Here is a 25,061-nt window from a genome sequence, read left to right as displayed (position 1 = left end):
GGTCGCTCCGGGATCTCGGGGGTGGGCCGTCCAGGTCGGGCAGCGGCCGTCGAGGCGGACGACGACACAATGGGGTGTGCGCACCGCCCTCACCGTCCTCGTCCTGGTCGTCATGGCCGCGCTCACCGGATGGTCGGTGGTCGCGTTCGATCTGTTCGGAGCTGCGGACGACGAGGCCTTCTTCCGACGCGAGGGTGCCGCGCCGCTGTTCTGGCTCGTGATCGTGCTCTGGTTCCTCTTCGGAGCCGCCGTGCTCCTGGTGCGGAAGGTCAGGCGGCAGGACGCCACCCTGATCGTGGTGTCCGGCTCCCTCATCCTCGCCCTCGCAGCCATGGCAGGTCCAGCGAACACGAGCACCGATTCCGCACGCTACGCCTGGGACGGCATCGTCCAGGTGCACGGGACGTCCCCCTATCTGCACACGCCCGCGGATCCGGACCTCCGCGACATCCGCCCCGCGTGGTTGTACCCCGCCCCGGTGTTCCTCGGCGACGGGACGTGGCGCTGCGAGGGCCGGCGGCTCCTCGGCCTGTACGAGACCGGCGGCGGCCCGCCGATGTGCACGGCGCTCAACCGCCCGACCGTGCCGACCATCTACCCGCCGGCGGCCGAGATGTTCTTCGCGGGCGTCCGCGCCGTCGTCCCGGACGACGTGGGCTACATCGCGTTCCAGGTCGCGGGCGTGCTCATGCAGACGGGCGTGACCCTGCTGCTGGTCCGCGCGTTGCGTCGGCGCGGCAAGCCGATCTGGTGGGCCGCCCTCTGGGGCTGGTGCCCGCTGGTGGCGAGCGAGGTGGTCACGAACTCGCACGTGGACGCGCTCGGGGCGCTGCTCGCGCTGGCCGCCACGATCCTCGTGGCCGGGGGGATGCGGTGGCGCGGCGGGATCGCGCTCGGTGCGGCCATCGCCACCAAGCTCATCCCGGTGATCGCCGCGCCCGCGCTGCTGCGCCGGCAGCCGTGGAAGGTCATCATCGCGGCCGTCGTCACCTTCGCCGTGCTCTACGTCCCGTACGTGATCAGCACCGGGATCGGCGTGCTCGGCTACCTGCCCGGCTACCTGCAGGAGGAGGGCTACGAGTCCGGCGGCACCTTCCCGCTGGTGGAGCTGCTCGTGCCCGACGGCTTCGGGCTGCCCGTGGTCGTGCTCGTGCTCGCCGTGACGGCGGGACTCGTGTGGTGGCGGACCGATCCCGCGGATCCGTGGCTCGGCCAGCTCATGATGATCGGCGTCACGCTGCTCGCGGTCAGCCCCCGCTACTCCTGGTACGCGCTGCTGCTGATCCCGTTCATCGCGATGACGGGCCGCGGCGAGTGGTTCGCGGTCGTGGGCGCGCTGGCGCTGCGGCTCTTCACCCCGGAGCTGTGGGCCTGGCAGATCGCCCTCGTGACCGCGCTCGTGGTCGTGGTGGTCGCGTCGCTCGTGCGCCTCGGGCCCGACGGGCGCGCGCGGCTCGTGCCGGCGGCGGTGCGCTCCCGCTGGGGCGGCCGACACGGCGAACGGGCCGGCGCAGGTGGTCCGCCGAGCCGCTAGGACGCGGGCGGATCGGCGAGGGGCGCGTGTCGCGGGCGCCTCGCCGCGCGCTCCCGGGCCGGACGCCGTGGAGGCGTACCGGGGGCAGGACCCGGTCCGGGGAGCGCTGCTCGGACTCCCGCCCACGTCGACGGGCACGGAGCCGACGAGCGTTCCGCTCACGACGCTGCCCGCGCCCGCGCGGAGCTCGCGGATCCGGGACGCGTCGCCCGTGCTGCTCGCCACGCCGAGCACCCCGACGACGATCATCAGCACGGCCAGCATCCCGAGGAGGGCGCTGGGCATGGCGGGGTGGCGGCGGAGGATGCGCAGCGCCCGCCGTGCGCTCACCCGCCGAGGCTCTCGCCCGGGCTCCGCGGCGCGTGGTCGGCGGGCGGCTGCCGCGGCAGGCCGGATCCGGTCACGGTCGGCACCGACCGGGCGCGCGCGTAGCCTGGGGGCATGAGCACCTCGCTGGGGATGCCGGCGATGCCGCGTCCCGCCGCCGCTCCGGGCCCCGCCCGGCCCGACGATCCGGCGCTCCTCGACCCGTTCGGCCGTCGCGCGACCGACCTCCGCATCTCGCTCACCGACCGCTGCAACCTGCGCTGCACGTACTGCATGCCGGCCGAGGGCCTGCCGTTCACGCCCGACCGGCAGGCGCTGCAGCTCGACGAGATCGAGCGGCTGGTGCGCATCGGCACGCGCGACCTCGGCGTCCGCCAGGTGCGGTTCACGGGCGGCGAGCCGCTGCTGCGCCGCGACCTCATCGAGATCATCGCCGCGTGCGCCGCGATCCCCGACCGGCCGGAGATCTCGCTCACGACCAACGCGATCGGCCTCGCGTCGCGCGCGCAGGCGCTGAAGGACGCGGGGCTCGACCGGATCAACGTGTCGCTCGACTCCGTGCACGCGGAGACGTTCCGGCTCATCACGCGCCGCCCGTTCCTCGACCGCGTGCTCGACGGCATCGACGCCGCGGCGGCCGCGGGGCTCGCGCCCATCAAGATCAACGCGGTGCTCGTGCGCGGCGTCAACGACGACCAGGCGGCGGATCTCCTCGCCTGGGCGGTCGCGGGCGGCCACCAGCTGCGCTTCATCGAGCAGATGCCGCTCGACGCCGACCACGCGTGGGACCGCGACGAGATGATCACGGCCGCCGAGATCCGCGCCCGCCTGTCCGAGCGCTTCACGCTCGTGCCCGACGAGGAGCCGCGCGACGGATCCCCCGCCGAGCTCTGGCGCGTGCACTCCCGCGAGGGCGGCGCGGACACCGCGATGCTCGGCCGCGTGGGCGTCATCGCGAGCGTCACCGAGCCGTTCTGCGCCGACTGCCGCCGCACGCGCCTCACCGCGACGGGCGGCGTGCGCAGCTGCCTGTTCTCGCACACCGAGACCGACCTGCTCGCGCCGATGCGCGCCGGCGCGAGCGACCAAGAGATCGCCGACCTCTGGCGCGGCGCCATGTGGGCGAAGCCGAAGGGCCACGGCATGGACGACGCCGACTTCATCCAGCCCGCCCGCTCCATGAGCGCGATCGGCGGCTGACGTGATCGTCCGCGTGGAGCTCTTCGCCGCCGCATCCGCCGCGCTCGGCCGGACGACGGACGACCTCGACCTGCCCGACGGCGCCACGGTCGGCGACCTGATGGACGCGCTCGGGTCCCGTGCCGCCGCCACGGAGGATCCCGCGAACGCCGCCGCCGTCCTCGCCCGCTGCACCTACCTCATCGAGGGCGTCGCCACCACCGACCGCGACGCGCCCCTCACCGCGGACGGCGCCGTGGACGTGCTGCCGCCGTTCTCGGGCGGCTGATCCGCACCCGCGCCCGGATCAGGCCGGGCGGCGCCCCGCGAGCAGCCCCTCGAGGACCGCGGCACCGCGATCCGCGTCCGCCACGGTGACCAGCCGCGCGCGGCCGCCGCTCAGGCGGACGACGAGGCCGGGACCGGAGCGCGTGACGTAGGCGAGGCCGCGGCCGGACACCCGCAGGCCCCAGCCGCCCCACTGGCCCGGGGACACGTCCTCCCAGCCGGCCGACTCGATGCGGGCGAGCGGGACGCGCATGATCGGGATCCGCGTCCACGCCGACACGACGCGCAGCCCGCGGCGGTCGACCGTGACCACCACGCGGGCGAGCGCCAGCATCGCGAGGCCGGCGACGACCAGCGGGATCCCGGCGAGCGCCGCGGTGCCCGCGTCGACCGCGGATGCGCTGGCCCAGGCGATGGCCCCGAGCACGACGACGACCGCGCCGATGCCCGCGAACCAGGCGCTTCCGGTGCGCGCGCGCCAGGCGACCCGAGCAGTGGCGGGGACCTCGAGCGGCGGCACGTCGTGCGCGGGGACGGGTCCGGCGGCGCGCACGAGGACGGCCAGGGGGATCGCCGCCGCCACGACGCCGACGCCCAGGAACACGACGCTCCACCAGATGGGGAAGGTCCCGTCGCCGACGGATCCGGCCAGGGCGAGGCCGATCCACGCCGTGCCGAGGATGCCCGCCACGAGGTTCGCGACGAGGAGCACCGTGGCCGCCGTGCGCCGGTCCCGGGCTCGCGTGGCGGCGACGGCCAGCGCCACGGCGACGAGCGCGAGGCCCACCGAGATCGCGAGCATCCCCCAGGGCGAGCCCCAGCCGTCGGGCGTCCCGTCGGCCGCGAAGTGGACGGCGATGCGAGCGGGCAGCTCCGGCGCGAGCAGGACGGCCGCGACGCCGAGCGCCAGGGCGATGGCGGCCGCCGGGGCGACGACCGCCACGCGCGCGCCGGTCGGCAGGTGACGAGGTGCTGGGGTGGTCATCGTGCTCCCTTGATCATGGTGAACAGGTCGTCCATGGGCACCCCGAGGGTCTCCGCCTGCTCGCGGAGCTCCTCCACGAGCGCGCGCAGCCGGTCGAACGAGGCGTTGCCCGAGCGGATCACCGTCGCGCCGCGACCGCGCCGCAGCTCGATGAGCCCGTCGTCCTGCAGGGCGGCGTACGCCCGGAGGACCGTGTGCATGTTCACGTCCACGGAGGCCGCGAGGTCGCGCGCCGAGGGCAGCCGCTCCCCGCTCGCGAGCTCGCCGCGCGCGATGGCGTGGCGGATCTGCGTCGCCACCTGCTCGGCGAGCGAGGCACGCGCCGCAGGATCCACCGTGATGAGCATGTTCGCATTCTATGCGAACAATGCTCGATCGCGCCAGGGCGCCGGAGGGCGCGTGGCGTCAGCGCCCGTCGTACGCGGCCTGCAGGTCGGCCACGACGAGCCGGCCCATCCCCATCATCGCGGCCATGGCGCGCGCGGCGCCCTCGGGGTCGGGCCCGCCGATCGTGGACCCCATCGCCTCCGGGACGACCTGCCACCAGAAGCCCCAGCGGTCGCGCACCCAACCGCACCGGCCCTCGGTCCCGCCGTCCGCGAAGGCGTCCCAGTAGCGGTCGACCTCCTCCTGGGTCGCGACCGAGATCGACAGCGACACCGCCTCGGTCGCCTGCATGCCGGGGCCGCCGTTGAGCAGGCGGATCACCTGGCCGTCGAGCTCGAGGTCGAGGACGAGGGCCGTGCCGCGCAGGGCCGGGTCCGGGACGTCGTCCGGGTAGCGGGAGGCGCTGGTGATCCGTGAGCCGGGGAAGAGGTCGACGTAGAACCGGGCCGCCTCCTCGATCTCCTCGCCGAACCAGAGGGTGGGGGTGATGCGCGGCATGGCTGCTCCTCGTGTCCGACGGCGGCGTCGTCGCGCGCCGTCGTGGCCACGCTAGCCACGACGGGCGCCGCGGAGAAGGGCGCCAGCGACGCAGCAGCTCGGCTCAGCGGCTCAGCGCAGCGGATCCTCCGGCGGCTGCTCGTCGGCGTTCCGGATCACCGTGAGGAGCAGGGCGTTCAGCTGCGCGCTCTCGGCCGCGCTCATCCCGTAGCCGCGGAGGTCGTTCGTCCCCGTCGCGATCTCCTGCGATGCCGCGAGCGCCCGCTCCCCGTCGTCGGTGATGCGGACGGGGTTGCGGCGACCCTTCGACCGGACGCCGACCCGCTGCACGAGCCCGCGGCGCTCCATGCCGTCGAGCACCTCGGCCATGCTCTGCGGCCGCACGAAGACGGCGCGCGCGATGTCGGCGGACGTCATCTCCGTCCCGCCGGCCAGGCAGGACAGCACGCCGAACTGCACGAGGCTGATGTCGTGCGCGGCCAGCTCCGCGGTGATCCGGTTGCCGATGATGCGCGCGACCTTCACCGCGTTCCACCCGAGGACCGCCTCGAGCTCCCCGTCGTCGTTCCTGACCATGTGCCGATCCTCGCGCATGATCGGCGCCGCTCGTACCAGCAGGACCCTGTTGGTGAGTAATATGCAGGTACCTGCTTCTTCGGGGGTCCGGGGCGTTCGCCCCGGGAGGACGAGACGACCGACAGGACACCGCGCATGACCACAGCACCCACCCCGCAGCCCGCGCTCCCCGACGACCGCGGCCGCTGGGGCGCCGACGACCAGCTCGGCACCCTGAACCTCGTCGACGACGCCGCCCGTGCCCGCGCCGCCACCGCCGTGCGCACCGGCCGCTGGGTGTCGCTCGCGCTGCCCGTCGAGCCCGCGTCGATGCTGGGCGGGCCGTTCGCTCCCCCGTCGCCGCCGTCGCCGCCCGTGCAGCAGGCGCTGCTGCACACCGGCACCCCGCCCATGGGCATGTCCGAGGTGCTCGTCGTGACGGCGCACCACCCGGCGATGACGCACATCGACGCGGTCGTGCACATGCCCATCGACGGCGTCGTGTACCCCGGCCGGCCCCTCGGGGAGGCGGTCCCGGGCGGCCATGTGGCCCACGGATCCACGACCGCCTTCGCGGAGGGCGTCGTCACGCGCGGCGTGCTGCTCGACCTCGCGCCGGAGGGCCGGCTGCCGTCGGGCCACCCGATCACGGGCGCCGACCTCGACGCCGCGGAGGCGCGCGCGGGCGTCGCCCTCGAGTCCGGCGACGCCCTGGTCGTGCGGAGCGGATGGGCGTTCGCCTGGGGCGCCGCGGAGCCCGGCCCCGGCATGACCGTCGACGCGGTGCGGTGGATGCACGCGCGCGGCGTCGCGCTCTACGCGGGCGACGTCAGCGACGGCTTCCCGCCGAGCGACCCCGAGGTGCCCATGCCCATGCACATGGTCGCCCTGGCCCGGCTCGGCATGCCGCTCGTCGACAGCGCCGCCGTCGAGGAGCTCGCGGTCGCGTGCCGGGAGCTGGGCCGCTGGTCGTTCCTGCTCAGCGTGGCGCCGCCGCGGATCCACGGCCTGACGGGCGTGCCCGTCAACCCGATCGCGGTCTTCTGACGCCGGGCGCCGGACGTCGGGCGCCGGATGCCGGGCGCCGGGCGCGGGCGTCAGGCCGACTCGCGCACCACCAGCTGGTGGCGCACCGTGCGGATCACCTCGGGTCCGGAGCGCGGCAGCTCGCCCGCGATCATGGCGACCGCGAGGTCGAGCGCGTGGCGGGCGAGCTCGTCGAGGTCCACCGCGAGCGTCGTCAGGGTGGGCGCGAGCAGGCGGCCGAGCGACAGGCCGTCGATGCCGACCACGCGCACGTCGCCGGGCACGTCGACGCCCGCGCGGCGGCAGGCGGAGAGCACGCCGAGGGCGCACACGTCGTTGAAGGCGACGATGGCGTCGGCCGCGCGCGGGCGGGCGACGACGCGCTCGGTCGCGGCCGCGGCGGCCTCCGCGGTGGGCGCGGATGCGCGGACCACGGACACCTCCATCGCCCGGGCCTCGAACGCGCGCATGAGCAGGGCGGCGCGTGGACTGGGGCCGGCGGCGACCGCCGCGTCGAGCACCACCGGGTGGCGCACGCCGACCGCGTGGAGGTGGTCGGCGAGGGCATCGATCGCCTCCGAGGGATCCAGCTGCACGGCGGCGCGCAGCGGGTCGCCCCGCGGATCCAGCTCGACGACGGGCACCGAGCCGAGCCGCCCGATCCACTCGGCGGCGCGCGACCCGAGGGTCCCGATCACGGCGTCGGTCTGCGCGCCGAGCGCCTCCACCATGCGATCGGAGTCGGCGGCGAGGCCGACGTCGGCGAGCGACACGTTCCAGCCCCGGGCCGCGGCGATGCGCACCACCGCGGACGCGAGCTCCGGCGACCACGGGTTCCGCAGGTCGTCGACCACCAGGCCGAGCTGGTGGTCGCCGCCCGTGACGAGCCCGCGCCCGAACCGCGACGGCCGGTACGCGAGCTGATCGGCGGCGTCGAGCACGCGCCGCTTCGTCTCCTCGCTGATGCCCGGCATGCCGTTCATCGCGCGCGTCACGGTCTGGCGCGACACCCCCGCGGCGGAGGCGACGTCGTGGATCGTGGCGCGGCCGGCCGCACCCGCTCCGCTCAGCCGCGCAGGTCCAGCCACGCCACCTGCTCCGGGGTGAGCTCGATCGACAGGCCGCGCATCGACGACCGGACCTCGGTGATGGTGCGGGGGCCGAACAGCGGGAACGTCGGGAACGGCTGCGCGAGCACGTACGCGAGCGCGATCGCCGTGGCCTGCACGCCGTGCTCCGCGCCCAGCTGCTCGGCGCGACGCAGGCGCTCGAAGTTGTCGTCGCCGTAGTAGCAGCGCACGAGCTCCGGGTCGCTCAGGTCGTCGGGGCGGGCGCGGCCCGTGAAGAACCCGCGCGCCTGCGACGACCACGGCAGCAGCGGGATCTGCCGCTCCACGAGCCAGGCCTTGGAGGCGGGATCCGTGACGTGCACGCACCCGGCCCACGGCACGTCGTACGCCTCGGCCAGGCCGAAGTGGTCGCTCAGCGCTTGGAAGCCCGCGCGGCCGTTCGCCTTCGCGTACGCCTGCGCCTCGTCGAAGCGCTCGGGCGTCCAGTTCGAGACGCCGTACGAACGGATCCGTCCGGCGCGCTGGTGCTCGTCCATCACGTCGACGAACTCCCCCACCGGCACCTCGAGGTTGTCGCGGTGCATGAGGTAGATGTCGGCGTAGTCGGTGCCCTGCCGCTCGAGGCTCTCGAGCAGCTGGCTCGTGAGCGACTCGGGGTCGCAGTGCGGGGTGTGGGCGCCCTTGGTGATGACGACGACGTCCTCGCGGATGCCGCGGTTCTGGATCCACCTCCCGAGGCGCCCCTCCATCACGCCGCCGCCGTAGATGTAGCCGGTGTCGAAGGCGTTGCCGCCCTGCTCGACGAAGTGGTCGAAGATCGCGGACGCGTGAGCCAGGTCGGGCTGGTTGTCGACGCCCATGACGAGGCGCGACATGCTCTTGCCGACGCCGGGGATCTCGCCGTAGAGCATGGTGCTGTCGTCGCGGACGCGGAGCGGCCGGCCGGAGACGGTCGGGATGTCCGCGTCCTCGGACTCGAAGGGGTAGCGGAGCTCGAGCGCGGCGCGCCAGCGGTCGAGCGTGCGGGCCGTGGCGAGCGTCTCGTCGAGCGTCATCTGCGCGGCCTCGCCGAGGCCGGCCGCGAGGGCGTCGGTCGTGGCGTCGGCCTCGATCGCGTACGGCTTCGCGCCCGCGAACGTGAGGGTGCGCGGCTCCTCTCCGACGACGGAGACCTCGATGGTGGGCGCGTCGCCGAGGGTCCACGGGTCGCTGAGGTGGATGCGGCCCGTCGAGCCGTGGATCGTGAGCGCCTGCGGCTCGTCGAGCGCGACGCCCGTGCGGAGGGTCGCGGTGATGCCCGGCCGCCCGGCGCCGCCGCGGTAGGTCGCGCGCGCGACGGACCACTCGTCGACGCCGGTCGGCCCGACGGTGCCGTCCACCTCGAGGGTGAGCGGCTCGGCGACGGCGATCCCGGTCGCGGCCTGCACGACGGCGGCCGCGGCGGTGACGGTGTAGCCGCCGACGTCGAGGATCCCGCCGCCCGCGGTCGCCGTGTCGTAGAGGCGGCCGGTGCGGGATCCGGTGCGGAAGGAGAAGGACGCGTCGACGTGGGCGACCTCCCCGATCACGCCCTCGCGCAGCAGCTCGAGGAGCGCCGCCGTCTGCGGGTGGAAGCGGTACATGTACGCCTCGACGAGCGGGAGGCCGGCCTCGCGGGCCGCGTCGACGAGCGCCATCGCGGTGCCGTGGTTCACGGCGAGCGGCTTCTCGCAGAGGACGGCCTTGCCTGCCTCGAGCGCGCGGATCACGAGGTCGGCGTGGCCGGTGTGCACGGTGGAGACGTAGACGGCGTCGACGTCCGGATCCGCGAGGACCGCGTCGTAGTCGGCGCCCGTGACGTCGGCGAAGCCGTGGTCGGCGGCCTCGGCCGCGAAGGCCCCGGCGCGCTCGGCGCTCGAGCTGCCGGCGGCGACGAGCCGCGCGTCGCGCTCGCTCGCGGGGAGCTGGGAGAGGAAGCGGCGGGCGATGCTGCCCGGGCCGAGGACCGCCCAGCGGGGTGCGGTCGAGGTGGTCGGGGTGGGGTCGGTCATGGTGGTGCCCTTCGCGGCGTCGTCGGCGTGAACGTTCACGACGACGCTACGGGGCGGGCGGGCAGATCGTCAAGGGATCCGATGCAGGCGGCCCGTGAACGTTCACGCGCCGCCTGCGCCCCGCGGGTCACCCGTCCGCCGCGGCGCCCGGATCCAGCCCCTGCAGGAAGGCGAAGTGCGCGGCCAGCCGCCGGCGACCGTCCTTCGTGAGCGCGACCCACGTTCGGGCCTGGCCGCGCGGCTGCTGCACGCGCCGCGACTCGACGATCGCCGACTCGGACAGGGTCTTGAGGTGCTTGCTGAGGGTGGCGTCGGACACGGCGAGCGCGTCGCGGAGGGTGCCGAACTCGATCTCCCCCGCCCGGGCGAGCAGCGCGCAGATCTGCAGCCGCTGCGGGGCGTGGATGACCGCGTCGAACTCCGGCGCGGGCGCGGCCACTAGGCGAGCCCGCGGCCGAGGCGCTGGCGGGCGGCCCGGTCGGCGAGCGGTCCGAGCAGGGCGACGACGACGGCGACCCCGGCCGCGATGCCGGTGACCTCGAGGATGCCCAGCTGCCGCGCGAAGAGCGCGACGGCGATGCCCGCCGTGGCGACGGCGAGCGAGAGGACCGACCAGGGCGCGCCGTCCCGCACGAAGCGCCAGCGGTCGGGATGGGCGCTCGAGAAGCCCACCGCGGACATGCGGAGGCGGGGCAGCAGGACGAGGCCGACGAGGCCGATCGCGAGGACCGCGAGCGCCCAGTCCGCGCGGGGCGCGATGCCGAAGACGAGGGCACCGACGCTGAGCCCGCGGAGCGCGTGGAACCACCACGGCGAACGGAGGCGGTCGGTGAGCCGGTCGGCCGCGGCGCGCATGGCGTCGGCGTCGAACGGGCCGTCGGGGCGGGCGGACGAGGAGTCGTGAGCGTGTGTTTCCATGTCGGCAACACTAAGTGTTTCCAAGTTGGAAAGCAAGTGCTGCGCGGGACGGATCACCGGTCGGCGCCCTCCGCCTCGATCTCCGCGACCAACCGCCGGAGGAGCCGGATCAGCTCCGTCCGCTCGCGCGCGGACCACTCCCCCACGAGCTCGCCGAGGAGGGCGCGCGCCGTCGACGAGTTGCGGTCGAGCACGCGCTCGGCGTCGGGCGTCGCGCGCACGAGGACCGCGCGCCGGTCGGCGGGGTCGGGCTCGCGGATCACGAGGCCCCGCTCCTCGAGGCGCCGCACGTGCGCGGTCATCGTCGACTTGTCGACGCCCTGCCAGTCGGCGAGGACGCGCATGCGGGTCGCCCCGGACTCGGCGAGGTGCGCGATGAGCCAGGTGTCGGTCGGCGAGAACGCCTCGCCCTCGGCGGCGAGCATGCGCCGGCGCACGTCCGGCCGCGACGCCCAGCGGGTGATCGCGAGGACCGCCCGCTCCATCGCGGTGCCGACGTCCGCGCCGCCTGCACCTGGGAGCTCGCTCACTGTCGCATCCCCGTCCCCTCCGTGCTGGCCGACCGTTGGTATCCTCAAACCATATCGTCCCATCCGGACCGATCGATCGACACGAGAGGAAGACCCCATGTCCACCCCGAGCACCGACCCCCGCGCGCACGCCGTCCCGGCCACGCCCCGCGAGGTGATCGCGAGCTACACCGAGTACGCCGACGCGCAGGCCGCCGTCGACACGCTGTCCGACCGCGAGTTCCCCGTCGCCTCGACGCAGATCGTGGGCCACGACGTGCGCACCGTCGAGACCGTCACGGGCCGCGTCACCAACGGCAGCGCCGCGGTGCGCGGGGCCGCGGGCGGCGCCTGGTTCGGCCTCATGCTGGGACTGCTGTTCGGGATCTTCACGCCCGGCGTCGCGTGGCTCGGCGTCCTCCTCGTCGCGGTCGGCATCGGCGCGCTCTGGGGCGCGCTGTTCGGCTTCGTCGGCCACTACGCGACCCGCGGGAAGCGCGACTTCGCGTCCATCCAGACGCTGACCGCCGGCCGCTACGACGTGATGGTCGACAGCGCGCGGTCCGCCGAGGCGTCGCGGATCCTGTTCGACAGCACGGGCGCACCCCGCGCCTGAACGAGCACGACGCGGACGGACGGCTCAGCCGCCCGTCCGCGTCGTCATGTCCGGGGTGCGTCCTCGGGCGCCTCGAGCGTCAGCCACTCCTCGTCGATGCGGTAGCCGAGCGCGGCGCCGGCCGCGATGATGGCCGCGTTCTCGCGCGAGCCGCCGGTGCGGAACGACGTCACGCCCGCCGCGAGGAGCGCCCGCACGGAGGCCGCCTTCACGGCCGTGCCGAGGCCACGGCCTCGATGGGCGGCGTCGACGACCGTCACGTCGGTCTCGGCGGTGCGGCCCGTGGGATCCAGGTCGACGAACGTCATCGCGAGGAGCGCGCCGCTCGCGTCGAACGCGCCGTAGCCGCGGCGGCCGGATGCCGGGACGCGGGCGGAGCCGGCCGTGAGGCCCGCGTGGCGGGTGGCGGGGCCTCCCGGGTAGTCGGCAAGGGTCGCGGCGTCGAGCGCGAGGATCGCACGGGCGTCGTCCGGCCCCAGCTCGCGCAGCGCGGCGAATTCGGCGACACGGGCCACGAGCGCGCGCAGGCGGGCGGGATCCGCGTCCGCCGCGTCGAGCTGCGCGCCCCACGACCGGGCGGTCACGATCCGGCCGGCAGCGAGCAGCTCCGCCACCCGCGGATCGTCGGATCGGGCGATGACGGGCTCGGCGCTCATCCCGCGAGCCTGGCACGCGGGAGCTCCCACGGCGGGAGCACCGACGGCGGGAGCGCCCACGGCGGGAGCGCCGACGGCGGGAGCGCCCGCGGCGGGAGCGCTCAGGCCGGGAAGCGCACGCCCGTCAGCTCCTCCGAGAGCGCCCAGACGCGGCGCGCGTCGGCGGCGTCGGCGACCCGCGGGAACGGCGGTGTCGGGGCGGGCGCGCCGCCGAGATGCCCGGGGCCGCGCGGCGCGAACATGCGACCGCCCGCGCCGTCGGCCGTCGCCGCGAGGAGGGCGGGCAGGGCGGCCGTCTCGGGCGTGCCGACCAGGATCCCGTAGCGCGACAGCAGGCGGATCGTCCGCACGTCGAGCCCGTCGCGGGACCGGCCCGTCGCCGTGCGCGCCGCGAGGAGGCTGGTCGGCGCGATGCCCGGGTGCGCGAGATCGCTCGTGATCCCCCAGCCGCCGGCCGCGCTCCGCCGCTCGAGCTCGAGGCCGAAGAGACCCTGCGCGATCTTGGAGGAGCTGTAGGCGCGCCCGGCCCGGTACCGCCGCGCCCACTGGAGGTCGTCCCACTGGACCGCGTTCTGGGCGGCGGCGATGCTCACCTGCGCGACGACGCGCGCGGATCCGGCCCGCAGCAGCGGCAGCAGCCGGCCCACGAGCGCGAAGTGCCCGAGGTGGTTGGTGCCGAGCTGCAGCTCGAAGCCGTCGGCGGTCGTGCGGCGCGCGGGCGGCGTCATGACGCCCGCGTTCGCGACGAGGAGGTGCAGGGGCGCGCCGTCCTCGGCGAGCCGGTCGGCGAGCGCCGCCACCGAGTCGAGCGACGCGAGGTCGAGGTCGTGCAGGGCGATCCACGCGGCGGGGTGCCGCTCGCGGATCCGGGCCACGGCCGCCTCGCCCTTCCGCCGGTCGCGCACGGGCAGCAGCACCTCGGCACCGGCGCCGGCGAGCCGGGTGGCGAGCGCGAGGCCGATGCCGTCGCTGCCTCCCGTGACGAGGGCGCGGCGGCCCGTGAGGTCGGGGACGGGGATGTCGATCGGGCGACGGGGCATGGCGGATCCTCCTGCGGACGACGACGCGGGCGTTCCGCGTCGGCTGCCCCGAGCCTGGGCGCGCGCCGGCCGGGCAGCCAGGGCGCGTCGAGACGTGGATCGGCGGGTCCTGGTTGAGCGTGTCCCCGCCCGGGAGGATGGACGGGACCGAGGAGGACGCATGCGCCAGATGGATCCCGCGGGGCTCGCCGAGTTCCTCCGCCGCCGCCGCGAGGCGCTGCAACCCGAGGACGTCGGCCTGCCCCGCACCCCGCGACGCCGGACGAGCGGGCTGCGGCGCGAGGAGGTCGCCGCGCTCTCGAGCATGTCCGCCGACTACTACGCGCGCATCGAGCGCGGCAGCAGCCCGCAGCCGTCGGAGCAGATGCTCGCGGCGATCGCGCACGGCATGCACCTCTCGGTCGACGAGCGCGACCACCTCTTCCTCCTCGCGGGCCACCGGCCTCCGGCGCGCGGCGGATCCGGCGACCACGTGGGACCTGGCCTCCAGCGGATCCTCGACCGGCTCGCCGACACCCCCGCCGAGGTGGTGAGCGAGCTCGGCGAGACGCTGCTGCAGACGCCGATGGGCGTCGCGCTGACGGGCGACACCGCGCACCTCGCCAGGCCGGAGCGGAGCATCGGGTACCGGTGGTTCGCGGATCCGGCCAGCCGCGGCCTCTTCGCCGAGGAGGACCACGACGCCCTCGGACGCCTCTGGGTGTCGGGCCTCCGCGAGGTCGCCACGCGCCGCGGCCCCGGATCCCGCGCCGCGCGCTACGTCGAGCTGCTGCTGCCGCGGAGCGCCGAGTTCCGCGAGCTGTGGGCACGGCACGAGGTCGGCCTCCGACCCGGCGCCGTGAAGCGCTTCGAGCACCCGGAGCTCGGCCGGCTGGAGCTCTCCTGCCAGACGCTCACGGATCCCGAGCAGTCCCACCACCTGCTCGTCTACACGGCCGCGCCCGGCTCGGAGAGCCACGAGAAGCTGCGGCTGCTGGGCGTGATCGGGGCGCAGCGGCTGGGGTGAGGTGCCCCGATCGGGGGCGACACGCACGGACAGCGGGGTGGGAGACTCACGCGTACCCGACCGACCCACCCGAAGGAGTCCTCGTGGATGACGACGTCCAGCTGATCAGCGACGGCGACGGCCTGGCCGTCATCGGCGAGCCGGCTGCGGTGGAGCGCTTCCTCGCGGCGAACGAGCTGCCGAAGGGCAGGGACCTCGGGCTCGAGCGGTTGAAGCCTGTCGCCAGCGCTGCGGCTGCGGCGATGCAGGCGGGATCGGTCGTCGCGGAGAATCACGGCCGGTGGGTGAAGCTATCGGAGAAGTCGTCTGAGCTGCTCAAGGCCCACTCGGCGATGAAGGGTTCGCTTCCCGACCTCCAGCGCGGCGTGATCATGGACGGCAACAAGATCAAGGGCATCGTCGAGTTCGCGCGAGGCCCCGGCACCTACCTCACGAACCCCGCGGTCCTGTCCGGAGCCGCCGGGATCATGGCCCAATACGCCATGCAGCAGGCCATGGACGAGATCAGCGACTACCTCGCCGTCATCGACGCCAAGGTCGACGACATCCTCCGCGGGCAGAAGGACGCCGTGCTCGCCGACATGATCGGCATCGAGATGGTGATCGACGAGGCGATGATGATCCGGGAGCAGGTCGGCCGCGTCTCCGAGACGACGTGGTCGAAGGTCCAGGGCACGTCGATGACGCTCGGGCGCACGCAGGGCTATGCGCTCCGGCAGCTCGACGCCCTCGCCGAGAAGATGGAGAGGACGACGAAGGTCGACGACCTCGTACGGGTGACGAAGGACGCCGAGTCCACCGTGCGCGAGTGGCTCGCGGTGCTCGCCCGCTGCTTCCAGCTGCAGGAGGCCACCGGCGTCCTCGAGCTCGACCGCGTGCTCGACGCCGCACCGGATGAGCTCGACCAGCACCGCCTCGCCCTGCGCACCGTGCGTCAGAACCGCCTCGCCGTGATCGGCCGTACGACCGACCGGCTCCTCGAGCGGATGGACGCCGCGGCCGGCACCGCCAACGCGAAGGTGCTGCTCAACCCGTTCGATTCCCGGGCTGTCGTGGGATCCAGCAACCGCGCCGCCACCGGCGTGGTGCAGTTCAACGGCCTGCTGGGCGTGGCCGACGAGCGGGAGTCGCTGGAGGCGCGGCCTTGGCTCGTCGCGGTGGGCGACACCTGGGACTCGGCACGCGACCAGGGAGCAGAGGGAGTGGACGCTGCCCGTCGATTCGGTGCAGCGGCGTTCGGTCGGGGACGCGCGGCGGCGGACGGGCTGCAGCTGAAGCTCGCGGAGGGCGCGCTCCGGCGCCGCCGCGGCAAGGGCGACGATCCGGGCGAGCCCGAGACCCGCGACGACCCGCGGCCCTGATCCGCGGGTCAGGCGCCGCCCGCGATCCCCTCGCGCCTGGCCGCCTCGACCAGCAGGTCCTCTACCGCATCGACCGCGCGGCGCAGCTCGGCGGGATCCACGCCCATGCGCCCCACGACCGAGTCCACCTCGCGGAGCCCCGCGCGCGTGAGCAGCTGCTTCTCGTTCGTGATCCACTCGCCGCGGTGCGCGAGGATCGCGTGCGCCGCGGCGCACGCCGCCTCGGAGAGGAGCCCCGCGCACTGCGCGACGCGACCATGCCGGGCGTGGCCCTCGCGGGCGTAGTGCAGCGTCAGCTCGGCCCGCTGCCACCAGACGCCGGGCGCCGATGCGCGCAGGGCCGGCGGGTACGGGAACCCCGGTACCTCACCGCGGAGGGCGCGGTTCACGCCCACCTCGGCCAGCAGGATCGTGCTCGGCAGGCCCGCCTGGTGGAAGAGCAGGGTCTCGATGGTGAAGCGGCCGGCCAGCGCCTCCGCGTGCACGGCATCGATCGCGTCGAGGTCGCGGTAGTGCACGTCGACCGTGCGCCCGTCGACGCGCAACGCGCCGCCGCCGTCGAAGACCGGGCCCCAGCCGCCGCGCGGGCTGAGGACGCCGGGCCAGCCGAGGGCGCGCAGGTCGTCGGGATCGAACGACCCGCGGTAGTACACGGCCACGTCCCAGTCGCTGTCCGGCCGGGAGATCCCCTGGGCGCGGGATCCGCCGAGCGCCACGCCGCGCACGCCGGGCACGGACGCGAGGGCGTCGGCGACGTGCTCGAGGAACGCGTCGTCGTCGAGCCCGAGGTCCGGACCGGCGTCGAGGGCGGCGCCGGAGCTCACGCCCGCCCCGCCACGCTCCGCCACGACGCGATCCCGCCGCGGAGGCTCACCGCATCGCGCCCCGCCTCGCGCAGCGCCGCGGCGGCCGCCCGCGAGCGCACGCCGGACGCGCAGTAGACGACCACCCGGTCGGTGATCTCGCCGGGCACCGCCCCCGGATCCACCGTGACGATGCGCACCGGCACGGCGACGTGGCCGGGGATCGAGTCGACGAGGCGCTCGTCGGGCTCGCGCACGTCGAGGAGCACGACCCGCTCGTCGGAGGCGAGGATCCGCTCCACCTCCTCCGCGTCGAGCTCGGTGCCGTCGGTGGCCGCGCCCACGCCGCAGAACAGGTCGTAGTCGGCGAGCGCGGTGACCCGCTGGCGGCCCTTCGCGCGCTTCACGCCGATGGTGCGGCTGGTGCCGGCGAGCGCGTCGAGCACGACGACCCGTCCGAGGAGCGGCGTCCCCGCACCGGTGACGAGCTTGATGACCTCGGTCGCCATGAGCGAGCCGACCGTGCCGCAGACGGCGCCGAACACGCCCGCCTCCTCGCAGGAGAGCACGGCGCCGTCGGCCGGCGGCTCGGGGAACACGTCGCGGTAGTCGATGCCGCGGCCGTCGGGGGCCGCGTCCCAGAAGACGGTGACCTGCGCGTCGAACCGGTACACGGATCCCCACACGCACGGGACGCCCACGAGGGCCGCCGCGTCGCTGATGAGGTAGCGCGTGGCGAAGTTGTCGGTCGCGTCGACGACCACGTCGTATCCGCCGAGGATCCGGATGGCGTTGTCGACCGTGAGCCGCTCGGCGTGCTCCACGACCTCGATGCCGGGGTCGGTGCGGTGCACGGAATCCGCGGCTGACGAGGTCTTCGGCCGACCGATGTCGGGCGTGCCGTGGATGGTCTGGCGCTGCAGGTTGGAGAGGTCCACAGCATCGTCGTCTACGATTCCGAGGGTCCCGATCCCCGCAGCGGCCAGGTACTGCAGCACGGGGGAACCGAGTCCGCCCGCGCCGATCACGAGCACGCGCGCCTGGTCGATGCGGGACTGACCCCCCATCCCGATGCCGGGAAGGGCCAGGTGCCGGGAGTGGCGTTCGCGCCGCTCGTGCGCATCCTGCCCGGAGCCATGACCACCGAGGCCCCGCCCCCCGGGGTGCGTGCCGTCCAGATCGACGAGCGGCAGAGACGACCCCATGACAGACCTCCGTACGGACGGCGGACGCGGACCCGCGTCGACCGGTCCCAGCGTACGACGGCCCGCCGACGGGACCCGCGGCGGACGCCCCAGCTCCGGCCTCGGCCGCTTCCACCACCGCCGGTGGGGCGACGCCTGGCTCATCGGCCTCGTCGGCTTCCTGCTCGCGCTCCCCCTCGCCGGCGCGCCCTCGGTCTGGTACGACGAGGCCGCCACCGTCATCTCGGCCACGCGCGGCTGGGACGACCTCCTCCGCGAGCTGGGCACGGTCGACGCCGTCCACGGCCTCTACTACGCGGGCATGAAGGTGTGGTTCGAGCTGGTCGGCTACTCGCCCACCTCGCTCCGCTTCCCGAGCGCGGTGTTCATCGGCCTCGCCGCCGCGGGCGTGGTGCTGCTCACGCGCACCATCTCCACGCGCGCCACGGGCATCGTCGCCGGGCTCGTCTTCGTCGTGATCCCCCGCTCGGCGTGGATGGGCACGGAGGGCCGCTCGTTCGCGCTCGGCACCCTCATCGCGGTGGCGATGACGATCGCCTTCGTGCTGGCCGCCCGCCGCGCCGGATCCCGCTGGCAGGTGCAGGCCAGGTGGTGGGCGCTCTACGGGCTGCTCGCGTGGCTCGGCGCATCCACCTTCGTGTACCTGGCGCTGCTCGTGGGCGCGCACGGCGTCGTGATCCTGTGGGCCATCGCCTCGGCGCGCGCCGGCCGCCGCAGCCGCCGGCCCATGGTCGTGTCGCTGCTCGGCTGGGCGTCCGCGTCGATCGCGGCGGGGCTCCTGTCGCTGCCGCTCGTGCGGGTGGTGACGGAGCAGTCGGGCCAGGTCGGGTGGATCAAGCCCGTCGGATGGAACACGCCGTCCCAGGTCGTCTCGACGCAGCTCTTCGCCGACAACGACGTCTTCGCCGTGCTGGCGTGGGCGCTCGCGCTCGTGGGCGTCGCGCTGCTGGTGCGCCGTGGGATCCGCCTGGTGCGGGCCCGCCGCGCCTCGCGCCTCGCGCCCGAGGGCGGCCTCGCCGAGTTCGCGTCCGCGTACCCGCACGCCGGGTGGTCGCCGACGGTCCTGCAGCTCGCGGTCGTCTGGTTCGTCGTGCCGACGCTGCTGCTCATCGGTGCGTCCACCCTCGTGTCGCCGCTCTACTCGCCGCGCTACATGGCGTACACGGCGCCCGCGTTCGCGATGCTCATGGCGGTCGGGATCCTCGCGCTGAAGTGGAAGCCGCTCGTCGCCGCCGTGACCGCGGTGCTCGTGGCGCTCTCGCTCCTGCAGCTCGTGCACGACCGCACCACCACCGTGAAGGCCGACTCCGACTGGGCCGCCATCGCGCGTATCGTCGCGGAGGAGCGCGCGCAGGAGGCCCCCGGCACGAGCGAGGCCGTGATCTTCGGCCCGGTCCGCCGCCACCCGAAGGCGACCTCGCGCATCGTCGCGTACTCGTACCCGGACGCCTTCCGCGGCATGGACGACATCCTGCTGCGCACCCCGCCCGGCGACACCGACGGCCTCTGGGAGGAGACCTACCCGCTCGCCGACCGCGTCGACGAGGTCGACGGCGCCGACGTCGTGTGGCTCGTGACGAGCGACAAGCAGGACATCCGGCCCGAGGTCGCCGCGGCGCTCACGCCGCGCGGCTTCGCCCAGACCGACGCCTGGCACGTGATGAACGCGAACGTCGAGCGCTACGAGCGGGTGGCGGCGGGCTGATCCACCCCGTCGTCCCATCGGCATCGACCCCGGTCACGGCGCGCGCGGCACCAGCCGGTCGACGAGGAGGTCGATGCGCTCGGCGCCGCGGTGGGGATCCAGCCGCCCGCCGCGGTCGAGCACGACGATGCCGTGCAGCGCCGCCCACACCGCCTCGGTGAGGAGCTCGACGTCCGCGTCGCCGGCCGCCGGCGCGACCGCGGCCCGCAGCTCGCCGAAGGCCGCCGCCAGCTCGGGCACCTCTGCCGTGCCGAAGGCGAGGCGCGTCCTCCTGCTGAACATCGCGTCGTAGAGGGCGGGCGCGTCCGCGGCGAAGCGCGCGTACCGGCGGGCGACCGCGCGCACGGCCTCCGCGGGCGTCGCCCGGACGCGCGACCGGCGCAGGGCCCCCGCCAGCTCCGCGAACCCCTCGAGCGCGACGGCGTCGGTGATCTCGTCGAGCGAGGCGAAGTGCTTGTAGATGACGGGCTGGCTGTACTCGATCTCGGTCGAGAGCCGCCGGGTCGTCACCGCGTCCCAGCCCTCGCTCTCGGCGATCCGCCGCGCGGTCGTGGCGATGAGGCTGCGGCGCGCGATCCGCTCGCGTGCGCGTCGGTCCTCGATGGTCATGCTGGATCGTAGCGCCGCTAGCCGTGCGAGCACCAATCTTGACGAGACGCAAGGCGGGGACTTAGCGTCGCTAGTGGTTAGCGCCGCTAGCCATCCACGAGAAGAGGACACCATGGACCCCCGCGCACTCGTCGACACCTACCTCGACATGCTGAACACGCACGACGCCGACCTCGTCGACCGCTTCATCGCCGCGGACTACGTGAACCACAACGTCGTCGTGGCGGACGGACGCGAGGCGAACCGCGCGTTCTGGTCGGACTTCTTCGTCGGGCTGCCCGACGTCGTGGCCACGATGGAGGACGTGGTGATCTTCGGCGACCGCGTCGTCGGCCGCTTCACCTACCGCGGCACGCACCGCGGCGAGCTGATGGGGATCCCCGCGACCGGTGCCCGGGTCGAGATGCGGAGCATCGACATCTGGCGCGTCGAGGACGGCCTGCTGGCGGAGCACTGGGACGAGCTCAACCTCATGGAGGTCTTCCAGCAGGTCGGCGTGCTGCCGCAGCTCGGCGGCGGGGCCCGCTCGTGATCCTCGCCGCGCAGATCGCCGCCCTCGTCGCGATCCTCGGGATCGGGCTCGTCTTCGGCACGGACGCGTTCTGCGCGCTCGTGCTCCGCCCCGCGCTCGCCCGCGTCGACGACCGCGCGCTCGCGACCACCATGGGGAACGTGCACCGCTACGGTGACGCGCGCATGCCGATCCCCGGCGTGGTCGGCCTCCTCGGATCCGCCGCCGCCGCGGTGCTCGCAGCCCTCGCGGGGGAGGCTCTCGCGAGCGCCACGGCGGGCCTCGCGCTCGTGCTGCTCGTCGTGTGGTTGATCCTCTACGCGCGGATCAGCGCGCCGATCAACCGGCGGCTCACCGCCGCCGCAGACCGCGGCGAGACGCCCGCGCACGCCCGCGCGCTCCAGGCGGGCTGGGACCGGATCATCGTGCTCCGCGCCAGCCTGCAGGGGCTCGCGCTGGTCGGGGCCGCCGTGACCCTCGTCCTGCTCTGACGTCAGGCGACCTCGTGCCACTCCCCGATCGCCGTGACGACCTCGTCGAGGTGCGACTCGAGCAGGAAGTGGCCGCCGTCGACGAGCTCGACGCGCGCATGCGGGGCATCGCGCCGAAAGGCCTCCGCCCCGGCCGCGGCGAAGATCTCGTCGTTCCGTCCCCAGATCGCGAGCACGGGCACCCGGGACTCGCGGAGCCAGGCGTGCACCGCCGGGTACAGCTCCCGGTTGCTCGCGTAGTCGCGGAAGAGCGCGAGCTGCACGTCGTCCTGGCCCGGGCGGGCGAGGAGGGCGAGGTCGTGCTCCCAGGCATCCGGATCCACGACCGACGGATCCGGCACGCCGTGCGTGTACTGCCACTCGACCGCCGCGCGTCCGAGGGCCGGCCGCAGGGCGTCGCGCGTCGCATCGGTGCGCTCGGCCGCGTCGGCCCAGATCGGATCCCAGAACGACGGGACGAAGCCCTCCTCGTAGGCGTTGCCGTTCTGCGTGATGACGCCCGTCACGGCGGCCGGATCGGCGAGCGCCAGGCGCCAGCCGACGGGGGCGCCGTAGTCCTGCACGTAGATCGCGTAGCGCTCGACCCCGATCGCGGCGAGGAAGCGGCCGGTCATGTCGGCGAGCGCGGCGAAGGTGTAGTCGAAGTCGTCGACGGACGGAGCGGACGAGCGCCCGAACCCGAGGTGATCCGGCGCGATGACGCGGAAGCGGCCGGCGAGCGCGGGGATCAGGTGGCGGAACATGTGCGAGCTCGACGGGTAGCCGTGCAGGAGCAGGAGCACGGGGGCGTCGGCGGGCCCGGCCTCGCGCCAGAAGACGTCGAGGCCGTCGATCGAGACGGTGCGGTGGCGGACGGTGACCATGGCTAACCCCTTTGAGTTATTTTGGTGGTTAGCGGGACGGTAGCATGGATCCATCGCGCCACCGGGCGCGGAGGATCGAGGAGCTGTGGACCCGGACGAGGAGCTGCTGCTGGCCGTGCTGAACAGCGCGCCGGTGGTCGACGGGCGGCGCGAGGACCGGCTCGCCAGCGCATCCGGCCGCGAGCTCGCCCGCGAGTGGGGCGGCACCGGCACCGCCGCCGAGCTCGAGCGCCTGCGCCGCGCACGCGACGCGATCCAGGCCGTCGTCCGCGGAGACGCCGCGCCCGCCGCCGTCGCGGAGCTGGCCGCCACGGTCGACGGCGTCGTGCGCACGCCGCGCGTCACCGCCGAAGGGGTGGCCTGGGAGCTCCGCGTGCCGCGCGCCGACCGCCTCCCGGTCGACGCCGTGCTCGCCTGGTCGACCGTCACCGCCCGCCTGCCCGGCCGCCTCCGCCCGTGCGCCAACGCCGAGTGCGAGCTCTTCCTCGTCGACCACAGCCGCCCGGGCACCGCCAAGTGGTGCTCCATGGCGACCTGCGGCAACCGGATGAAGGCCCGCGCGCACGCCCAGCGCGTGCGCGACTGAGCCGACCTCAGCCACGGCACCCGCAGTACCGTCACCTGCGTGAGCACGTTCTTCGTCGCCGGCAGCTGGCGCAACAGGCACGCGATCGCGGAGGTCCTCGCCTCCCTCGACGACGCGGGCGCGCGGTCCTCCTGCTTCATCCGGACCGCCTACGACGCGGAGGCCACCGCCTTCGCGGTTCCGGGCGGCGCGGACGACGCCGCCCTCGACGACCCGGGGATCCGCCGCCTGTTCGAGCAGGACCTCGCCGCCCTCCGAGCCGCCGACCGCTTCGTGCTCGTGCTGCCCGCCGGCGCCGCCGCGCACATGGAGGCCGGCATCGCGTTCGGCCTCGGGAAACCCTGCGTCGCGGTGGGCCCGGCCGACCGCTCCGAGACGCTGTACCGGGCCTTCGAGGCGATGTGCGCCGACCCCGCCGACCTGATCCGCCACCTCCGCGCCACGGGAGCCGTGCGCTAGACGGGCTCCCGCGCCGCCCGCGGCTTCAGCTCGCTCACGACCGTGCCCGCGACGATGAGCGCGGCCCCGAGGATCGCGAGCGCGGGCAGCCGCTCCCCCGCCACGCGTCCGATGACGCCCGCCCACACCGGCTCGCCCGCGTAGATGATCGTGGCCCGGGTCGGCGAGACCGAGCGCTGCGCCCAGTTCATCGTGAGCTGGATGAGGCAGCTGCTCGCCCCCAGCGCGACCGCGGCGACGAGCCACACCCACGAGAACGCGGGGATCGCCTCGCCCGCCAACGGCATGCACGCGAGCGACAGCGCGCCGGCGACGAGGAGCTGCACCACGGTCACCCGGCCGACGTCCACGCGCCCCGCGAACAGACCGATGAGGATGATCTCGGCGGCGATCGGGAGCGTGCTCACGAGCGTCGCCAGCTCCCCCGCGCCGAGGGCCACTCCCTGCTGGGGACCGGCGACGAGCAGCAGCCCGACGAACGCGAGCGCCACTCCCACCAGGGCGGCCGCGCTCGGCCGCTTCCGGAACGCGGCCCACTGGAGCAGCGGCACCAGCGGCACGTAGAGCGCGGTGATGAACGCGGACGTGCTGCTCGGGATCGTCTGCAGCCCGTAGGTCTGGAGGCCGTAGCCGAGGAAGATCGTCACGCCGATGGCCGACCCGGCCGCGAGGTCGAGCCGGCGCATGCCGCGGAGGGTCCGGCGGAACAGCACCGCGCTGATCAGGCCCGCCGCGAGGAAGCGCAGCCCGACGAAGAAGAGCGGCCCGCTGTGCTCCATCGCGACGTGCACCGCGAGGAACGTGCCGCCCCAGATGGCCGTGATGCCGATCAGCGCCCACTCGGGACGCGTCAGCCGGACGGCGCGGGGCAGCATCGTGCGCATGGGTCGGAGCGGGCCGCGTCAGCCCGTGATGATGCGCGCGCCGTGCACGGGCCCGGTGGCCCGGATGACCTGGAGGCGGGCGGCGCTCAGCGCGATCTGCAGCTCGAGCGCGCTGTCGAGGTCCGCCGCGAGGAACGCGACCGTGGGGCCGGATCCGGAGACGATGCCCGCGAGCGCGCCGTTCTCCTCGCCGAGCTGCAGCACCTCGCCGAGGCCGGGCGCGAGGTGGAGCGCCGGCGCCTGGAGGTCGTTGTGGAGGACCTCGGCGAGCATGTGCGGATCCCCCGCCCGCAGCGCCTGCAGCACGCCCGAGTCGACCTGCGGGATCTGCTGCGCCGGGAAGATGTCCTGCGCGTGGCGCTCGCGGTGCTTGTCGAGCTCGCCGTAGACGTCGGGCGTGGAGACGCCGAACTCGGCGATGGCGAGGACCCACTGGAACGTACCCTTGGCGAGCGCCGGGCTCAGCCGGTCGCCGCGGCCCGTGCCGATGGCGGTGCCGCCGGCGAGCGCGAACGGCACGTCCGCGCCGAGCTCCGCGCCGAGCGCGAGCAGCTGGTCGCGCGTGCGCTCGGTGCCCCACAGGGTGTCGCAGGCGAGGAGGGTGGCCGCGGCGTCCGCGGATCCGCCGCCCATGCCGCCCGCGATGGGCACGTGCTTCTCGATGCGCAGGTGCACGCCGCCCCGGTACCCGGTGCTCCGGGCGAGCAGGCGCGCGGCGCGGATGGCCAGGTTGTCGGCGCCGACCGTGAGGTGCGACGTGTCGATGGATCCGCCGAACTCGACCGAGAAGCCGTCCGAGCGGGTGGCGTACACGTCCTCGTAGAGGCTCACGGCCTGGTACGCGGTGGCGACGTCGTGGTAGCCGTCCTCCTGGAGGGCGCCCACCGTGAGGGAGACGTTGATCTTGCCCGGGGCCCGCGCGTGCACCACGTCGGAGCTGGTGGCCGCGGAGGTCATGTG

The 25,061-nt window shown here is 74.7% G+C and carries 29 protein-coding genes; 12 read left to right on the top strand and 17 right to left on the bottom strand.

Annotated features, from left to right (window positions below; translation table 11 throughout):
• Positions 1-76 precede the first annotated feature (76 nt).
• The 3 genes from ITJ44_RS14660 to ITJ44_RS14650 all read left to right on the top strand — a co-directional run bounded on the left by ITJ44_RS14660 (position 77) and on the right by ITJ44_RS14650 (position 3,329).
• Positions 77-1,534 (top strand): glycosyltransferase 87 family protein, encoded by a 1,458-nt coding sequence (locus ITJ44_RS14660; RefSeq protein ID WP_194636277.1) that lies wholly within the window; start codon positions 77-79, stop codon positions 1,532-1,534.
• 441 nt (positions 1,535-1,975) lie between these two features.
• Positions 1,976-3,061: a GTP 3',8-cyclase MoaA gene (gene moaA / locus ITJ44_RS14655; RefSeq protein ID WP_370551706.1), complete on the top strand. Its 1,086-nt coding sequence runs from the start codon at positions 1,976-1,978 to the stop codon at positions 3,059-3,061.
• A gap of 1 nt (position 3,062) precedes the next feature.
• Positions 3,063-3,329: a MoaD/ThiS family protein gene (locus ITJ44_RS14650; RefSeq protein ID WP_194636276.1), complete on the top strand. Its 267-nt coding sequence runs from the start codon at positions 3,063-3,065 to the stop codon at positions 3,327-3,329.
• An 18-nt stretch (positions 3,330-3,347) separates the two neighbouring features.
• Here the strand turns inward: ITJ44_RS14650 and ITJ44_RS14645 are convergent, their stop codons facing one another.
• The 4 genes from ITJ44_RS14645 to ITJ44_RS14630 form a co-directional block, all read right to left on the bottom strand.
• Complete coding sequence (locus ITJ44_RS14645) at positions 3,348-4,313, bottom strand: DUF1648 domain-containing protein (protein WP_194636275.1); 966 nt, start codon at positions 4,311-4,313, stop codon at positions 3,348-3,350.
• Positions 4,310-4,660, bottom strand: a complete 351-nt coding sequence (locus ITJ44_RS14640) for a GntR family transcriptional regulator (protein WP_194636274.1) — start codon at positions 4,658-4,660, stop codon at positions 4,310-4,312. The genes ITJ44_RS14645 and ITJ44_RS14640 overlap by 4 nt, the downstream gene beginning before the upstream one ends.
• A 58-nt stretch (positions 4,661-4,718) precedes the next feature.
• Positions 4,719-5,198, bottom strand: a complete 480-nt coding sequence (locus ITJ44_RS14635) for a VOC family protein (RefSeq protein WP_194636273.1) — start codon at positions 5,196-5,198, stop codon at positions 4,719-4,721.
• Between the two features lie 111 nt (positions 5,199-5,309).
• A complete protein-coding gene (locus tag ITJ44_RS14630) occupies positions 5,310-5,774 on the bottom strand; it encodes a MarR family winged helix-turn-helix transcriptional regulator (protein ID WP_194636272.1) in 465 nt (154 codons plus the stop codon).
• A gap of 135 nt (positions 5,775-5,909) precedes the next feature.
• Here ITJ44_RS14630 and ITJ44_RS14625 point away from each other — a divergent pair, with 135 nt between their 5' ends.
• Positions 5,910-6,800: a cyclase family protein gene (locus ITJ44_RS14625; protein WP_194636271.1), complete on the top strand. Its 891-nt coding sequence runs from the start codon at positions 5,910-5,912 to the stop codon at positions 6,798-6,800.
• Positions 6,801-6,850: 50 nt separating this feature from the next.
• Here ITJ44_RS14625 and ITJ44_RS14620 read toward each other — a convergent pair whose 3' ends face one another.
• From ITJ44_RS14620 to ITJ44_RS14600, 5 genes are all read right to left on the bottom strand, one after another.
• Complete coding sequence (locus tag ITJ44_RS14620; protein ID WP_194636270.1) at positions 6,851-7,867, bottom strand: LacI family DNA-binding transcriptional regulator; 1,017 nt, start codon at positions 7,865-7,867, stop codon at positions 6,851-6,853.
• Positions 7,846-9,879: an aldo/keto reductase gene (locus ITJ44_RS14615; protein ID WP_194636296.1), complete on the bottom strand. Its 2,034-nt coding sequence runs from the start codon at positions 9,877-9,879 to the stop codon at positions 7,846-7,848. Before ITJ44_RS14615 ends, ITJ44_RS14620 begins: the two co-directional genes overlap by 22 nt.
• A gap of 127 nt (positions 9,880-10,006) precedes the next feature.
• Positions 10,007-10,318, bottom strand: a complete 312-nt coding sequence (locus tag ITJ44_RS14610; protein WP_194636269.1) for a transcriptional regulator — start codon at positions 10,316-10,318, stop codon at positions 10,007-10,009.
• Positions 10,318-10,797 carry a hypothetical protein gene (locus tag ITJ44_RS14605; RefSeq protein ID WP_194636268.1) on the bottom strand — a complete coding sequence of 160 codons (480 nt, stop codon included), beginning with the start codon at positions 10,795-10,797 and terminating at the stop codon, positions 10,318-10,320. The genes ITJ44_RS14610 and ITJ44_RS14605 overlap by 1 nt, the downstream gene beginning before the upstream one ends.
• 53 nt (positions 10,798-10,850) lie before the next feature.
• Complete coding sequence (locus ITJ44_RS14600) at positions 10,851-11,327, bottom strand: MarR family transcriptional regulator (protein ID WP_194636267.1); 477 nt, start codon at positions 11,325-11,327, stop codon at positions 10,851-10,853.
• Positions 11,328-11,424: 97 nt separating this feature from the next.
• Here ITJ44_RS14600 and ITJ44_RS14595 point away from each other — a divergent pair, with 97 nt between their 5' ends.
• Entirely contained in the window at positions 11,425-11,922 is a 498-nt protein-coding gene (locus tag ITJ44_RS14595) for a general stress protein (RefSeq protein ID WP_194636266.1), read from the top strand.
• Between the two features lie 44 nt (positions 11,923-11,966).
• Here the strand turns inward: ITJ44_RS14595 and ITJ44_RS14590 are convergent, their stop codons facing one another.
• Together ITJ44_RS14590 and ITJ44_RS14585 are read right to left on the bottom strand one after the other, a co-directional pair.
• Positions 11,967-12,578 (bottom strand): acetyltransferase, encoded by a 612-nt coding sequence (locus tag ITJ44_RS14590; RefSeq protein WP_194636265.1) that lies wholly within the window; start codon positions 12,576-12,578, stop codon positions 11,967-11,969.
• 101 nt (positions 12,579-12,679) lie between these two features.
• Positions 12,680-13,618 carry an SDR family oxidoreductase gene (locus ITJ44_RS14585; protein ID WP_194636264.1) on the bottom strand — a complete coding sequence of 313 codons (939 nt, stop codon included), beginning with the start codon at positions 13,616-13,618 and terminating at the stop codon, positions 12,680-12,682.
• 160 nt (positions 13,619-13,778) lie between these two features.
• On the opposite strand from ITJ44_RS14585, the gene ITJ44_RS14580 reads away from it, so the two are divergent.
• A complete protein-coding gene (locus tag ITJ44_RS14580) occupies positions 13,779-14,624 on the top strand; it encodes a helix-turn-helix transcriptional regulator (protein ID WP_194636263.1) in 846 nt (281 codons plus the stop codon).
• 83 nt (positions 14,625-14,707) lie between these two features.
• The gene (locus tag ITJ44_RS14575) at positions 14,708-15,985 is read left to right on the top strand and encodes a hypothetical protein (protein WP_194636262.1); all 1,278 of its coding nucleotides are present in this window, start codon (positions 14,708-14,710) and stop codon (positions 15,983-15,985) included.
• 8 nt (positions 15,986-15,993) lie between these two features.
• Here the strand turns inward: ITJ44_RS14575 and ITJ44_RS14570 are convergent, their stop codons facing one another.
• Together ITJ44_RS14570 and ITJ44_RS14565 are read right to left on the bottom strand one after the other, a co-directional pair.
• A complete protein-coding gene (locus tag ITJ44_RS14570) occupies positions 15,994-16,809 on the bottom strand; it encodes a nucleotidyltransferase domain-containing protein (RefSeq protein ID WP_228495134.1) in 816 nt (271 codons plus the stop codon).
• On the bottom strand, positions 16,806-17,855 hold the full coding sequence (locus tag ITJ44_RS14565; protein WP_255524442.1) for a ThiF family adenylyltransferase: 1,050 nt from the start codon (positions 17,853-17,855) through the stop codon (positions 16,806-16,808). The genes ITJ44_RS14570 and ITJ44_RS14565 overlap by 4 nt, the downstream gene beginning before the upstream one ends.
• 136 nt (positions 17,856-17,991) lie before the next feature.
• Between ITJ44_RS14565 and ITJ44_RS14560 the strand changes: the two genes are divergently transcribed.
• A complete protein-coding gene (locus ITJ44_RS14560; RefSeq protein WP_194636260.1) occupies positions 17,992-19,698 on the top strand; it encodes a hypothetical protein in 1,707 nt (568 codons plus the stop codon).
• A 33-nt stretch (positions 19,699-19,731) separates the two neighbouring features.
• Here ITJ44_RS14560 and ITJ44_RS14555 read toward each other — a convergent pair whose 3' ends face one another.
• Positions 19,732-20,307 carry a TetR/AcrR family transcriptional regulator gene (locus tag ITJ44_RS14555; protein ID WP_194636259.1) on the bottom strand — a complete coding sequence of 192 codons (576 nt, stop codon included), beginning with the start codon at positions 20,305-20,307 and terminating at the stop codon, positions 19,732-19,734.
• A gap of 112 nt (positions 20,308-20,419) precedes the next feature.
• Between ITJ44_RS14555 and ITJ44_RS14550 the strand changes: the two genes are divergently transcribed.
• A complete protein-coding gene (locus ITJ44_RS14550) occupies positions 20,420-20,839 on the top strand; it encodes an ester cyclase (protein WP_194636258.1) in 420 nt (139 codons plus the stop codon).
• Positions 20,836-21,309, top strand: a complete 474-nt coding sequence (locus ITJ44_RS14545) for a DUF1772 domain-containing protein (protein ID WP_194636257.1) — start codon at positions 20,836-20,838, stop codon at positions 21,307-21,309. The genes ITJ44_RS14550 and ITJ44_RS14545 overlap by 4 nt, the downstream gene beginning before the upstream one ends.
• A gap of 2 nt (positions 21,310-21,311) precedes the next feature.
• On the opposite strand, the gene ITJ44_RS14540 is transcribed toward ITJ44_RS14545, so the two are convergent.
• Positions 21,312-22,172, bottom strand: a complete 861-nt coding sequence (locus ITJ44_RS14540) for an alpha/beta fold hydrolase (RefSeq protein WP_194636256.1) — start codon at positions 22,170-22,172, stop codon at positions 21,312-21,314.
• 85 nt (positions 22,173-22,257) lie between these two features.
• Between ITJ44_RS14540 and ITJ44_RS14535 the strand changes: the two genes are divergently transcribed.
• Positions 22,258-22,758, top strand: a complete 501-nt coding sequence (locus tag ITJ44_RS14535; RefSeq protein WP_194636255.1) for a CGNR zinc finger domain-containing protein — start codon at positions 22,258-22,260, stop codon at positions 22,756-22,758.
• A gap of 39 nt (positions 22,759-22,797) precedes the next feature.
• On the top strand, positions 22,798-23,217 hold the full coding sequence (locus tag ITJ44_RS14530) for a hypothetical protein (RefSeq protein ID WP_194636254.1): 420 nt from the start codon (positions 22,798-22,800) through the stop codon (positions 23,215-23,217).
• Here the strand turns inward: ITJ44_RS14530 and ITJ44_RS14525 are convergent.
• Complete coding sequence (locus ITJ44_RS14525) at positions 23,214-24,101, bottom strand: DMT family transporter (protein WP_194636253.1); 888 nt, start codon at positions 24,099-24,101, stop codon at positions 23,214-23,216. The two genes, ITJ44_RS14530 and ITJ44_RS14525, sit on opposite strands and share 4 nt — an antisense overlap.
• Positions 24,102-24,119: 18 nt before the next feature.
• Positions 24,120-25,058 (bottom strand): 4-(cytidine 5'-diphospho)-2-C-methyl-D-erythritol kinase, encoded by a 939-nt coding sequence (locus ITJ44_RS14520; protein WP_194636252.1) that lies wholly within the window; start codon positions 25,056-25,058, stop codon positions 24,120-24,122.
• Positions 25,059-25,061: the final 3 nt, after the last annotated feature.

This window comes from Clavibacter sp. VKM Ac-2873, from assembly GCF_015351075.1.
Classification (GTDB): Bacteria; Actinomycetota; Actinomycetes; order Actinomycetales; family Microbacteriaceae; genus Clavibacter.
The sequence above is the reverse complement of the archived record's forward strand: the minus strand, read 5'-3'. Positions and strand labels throughout refer to the sequence as shown.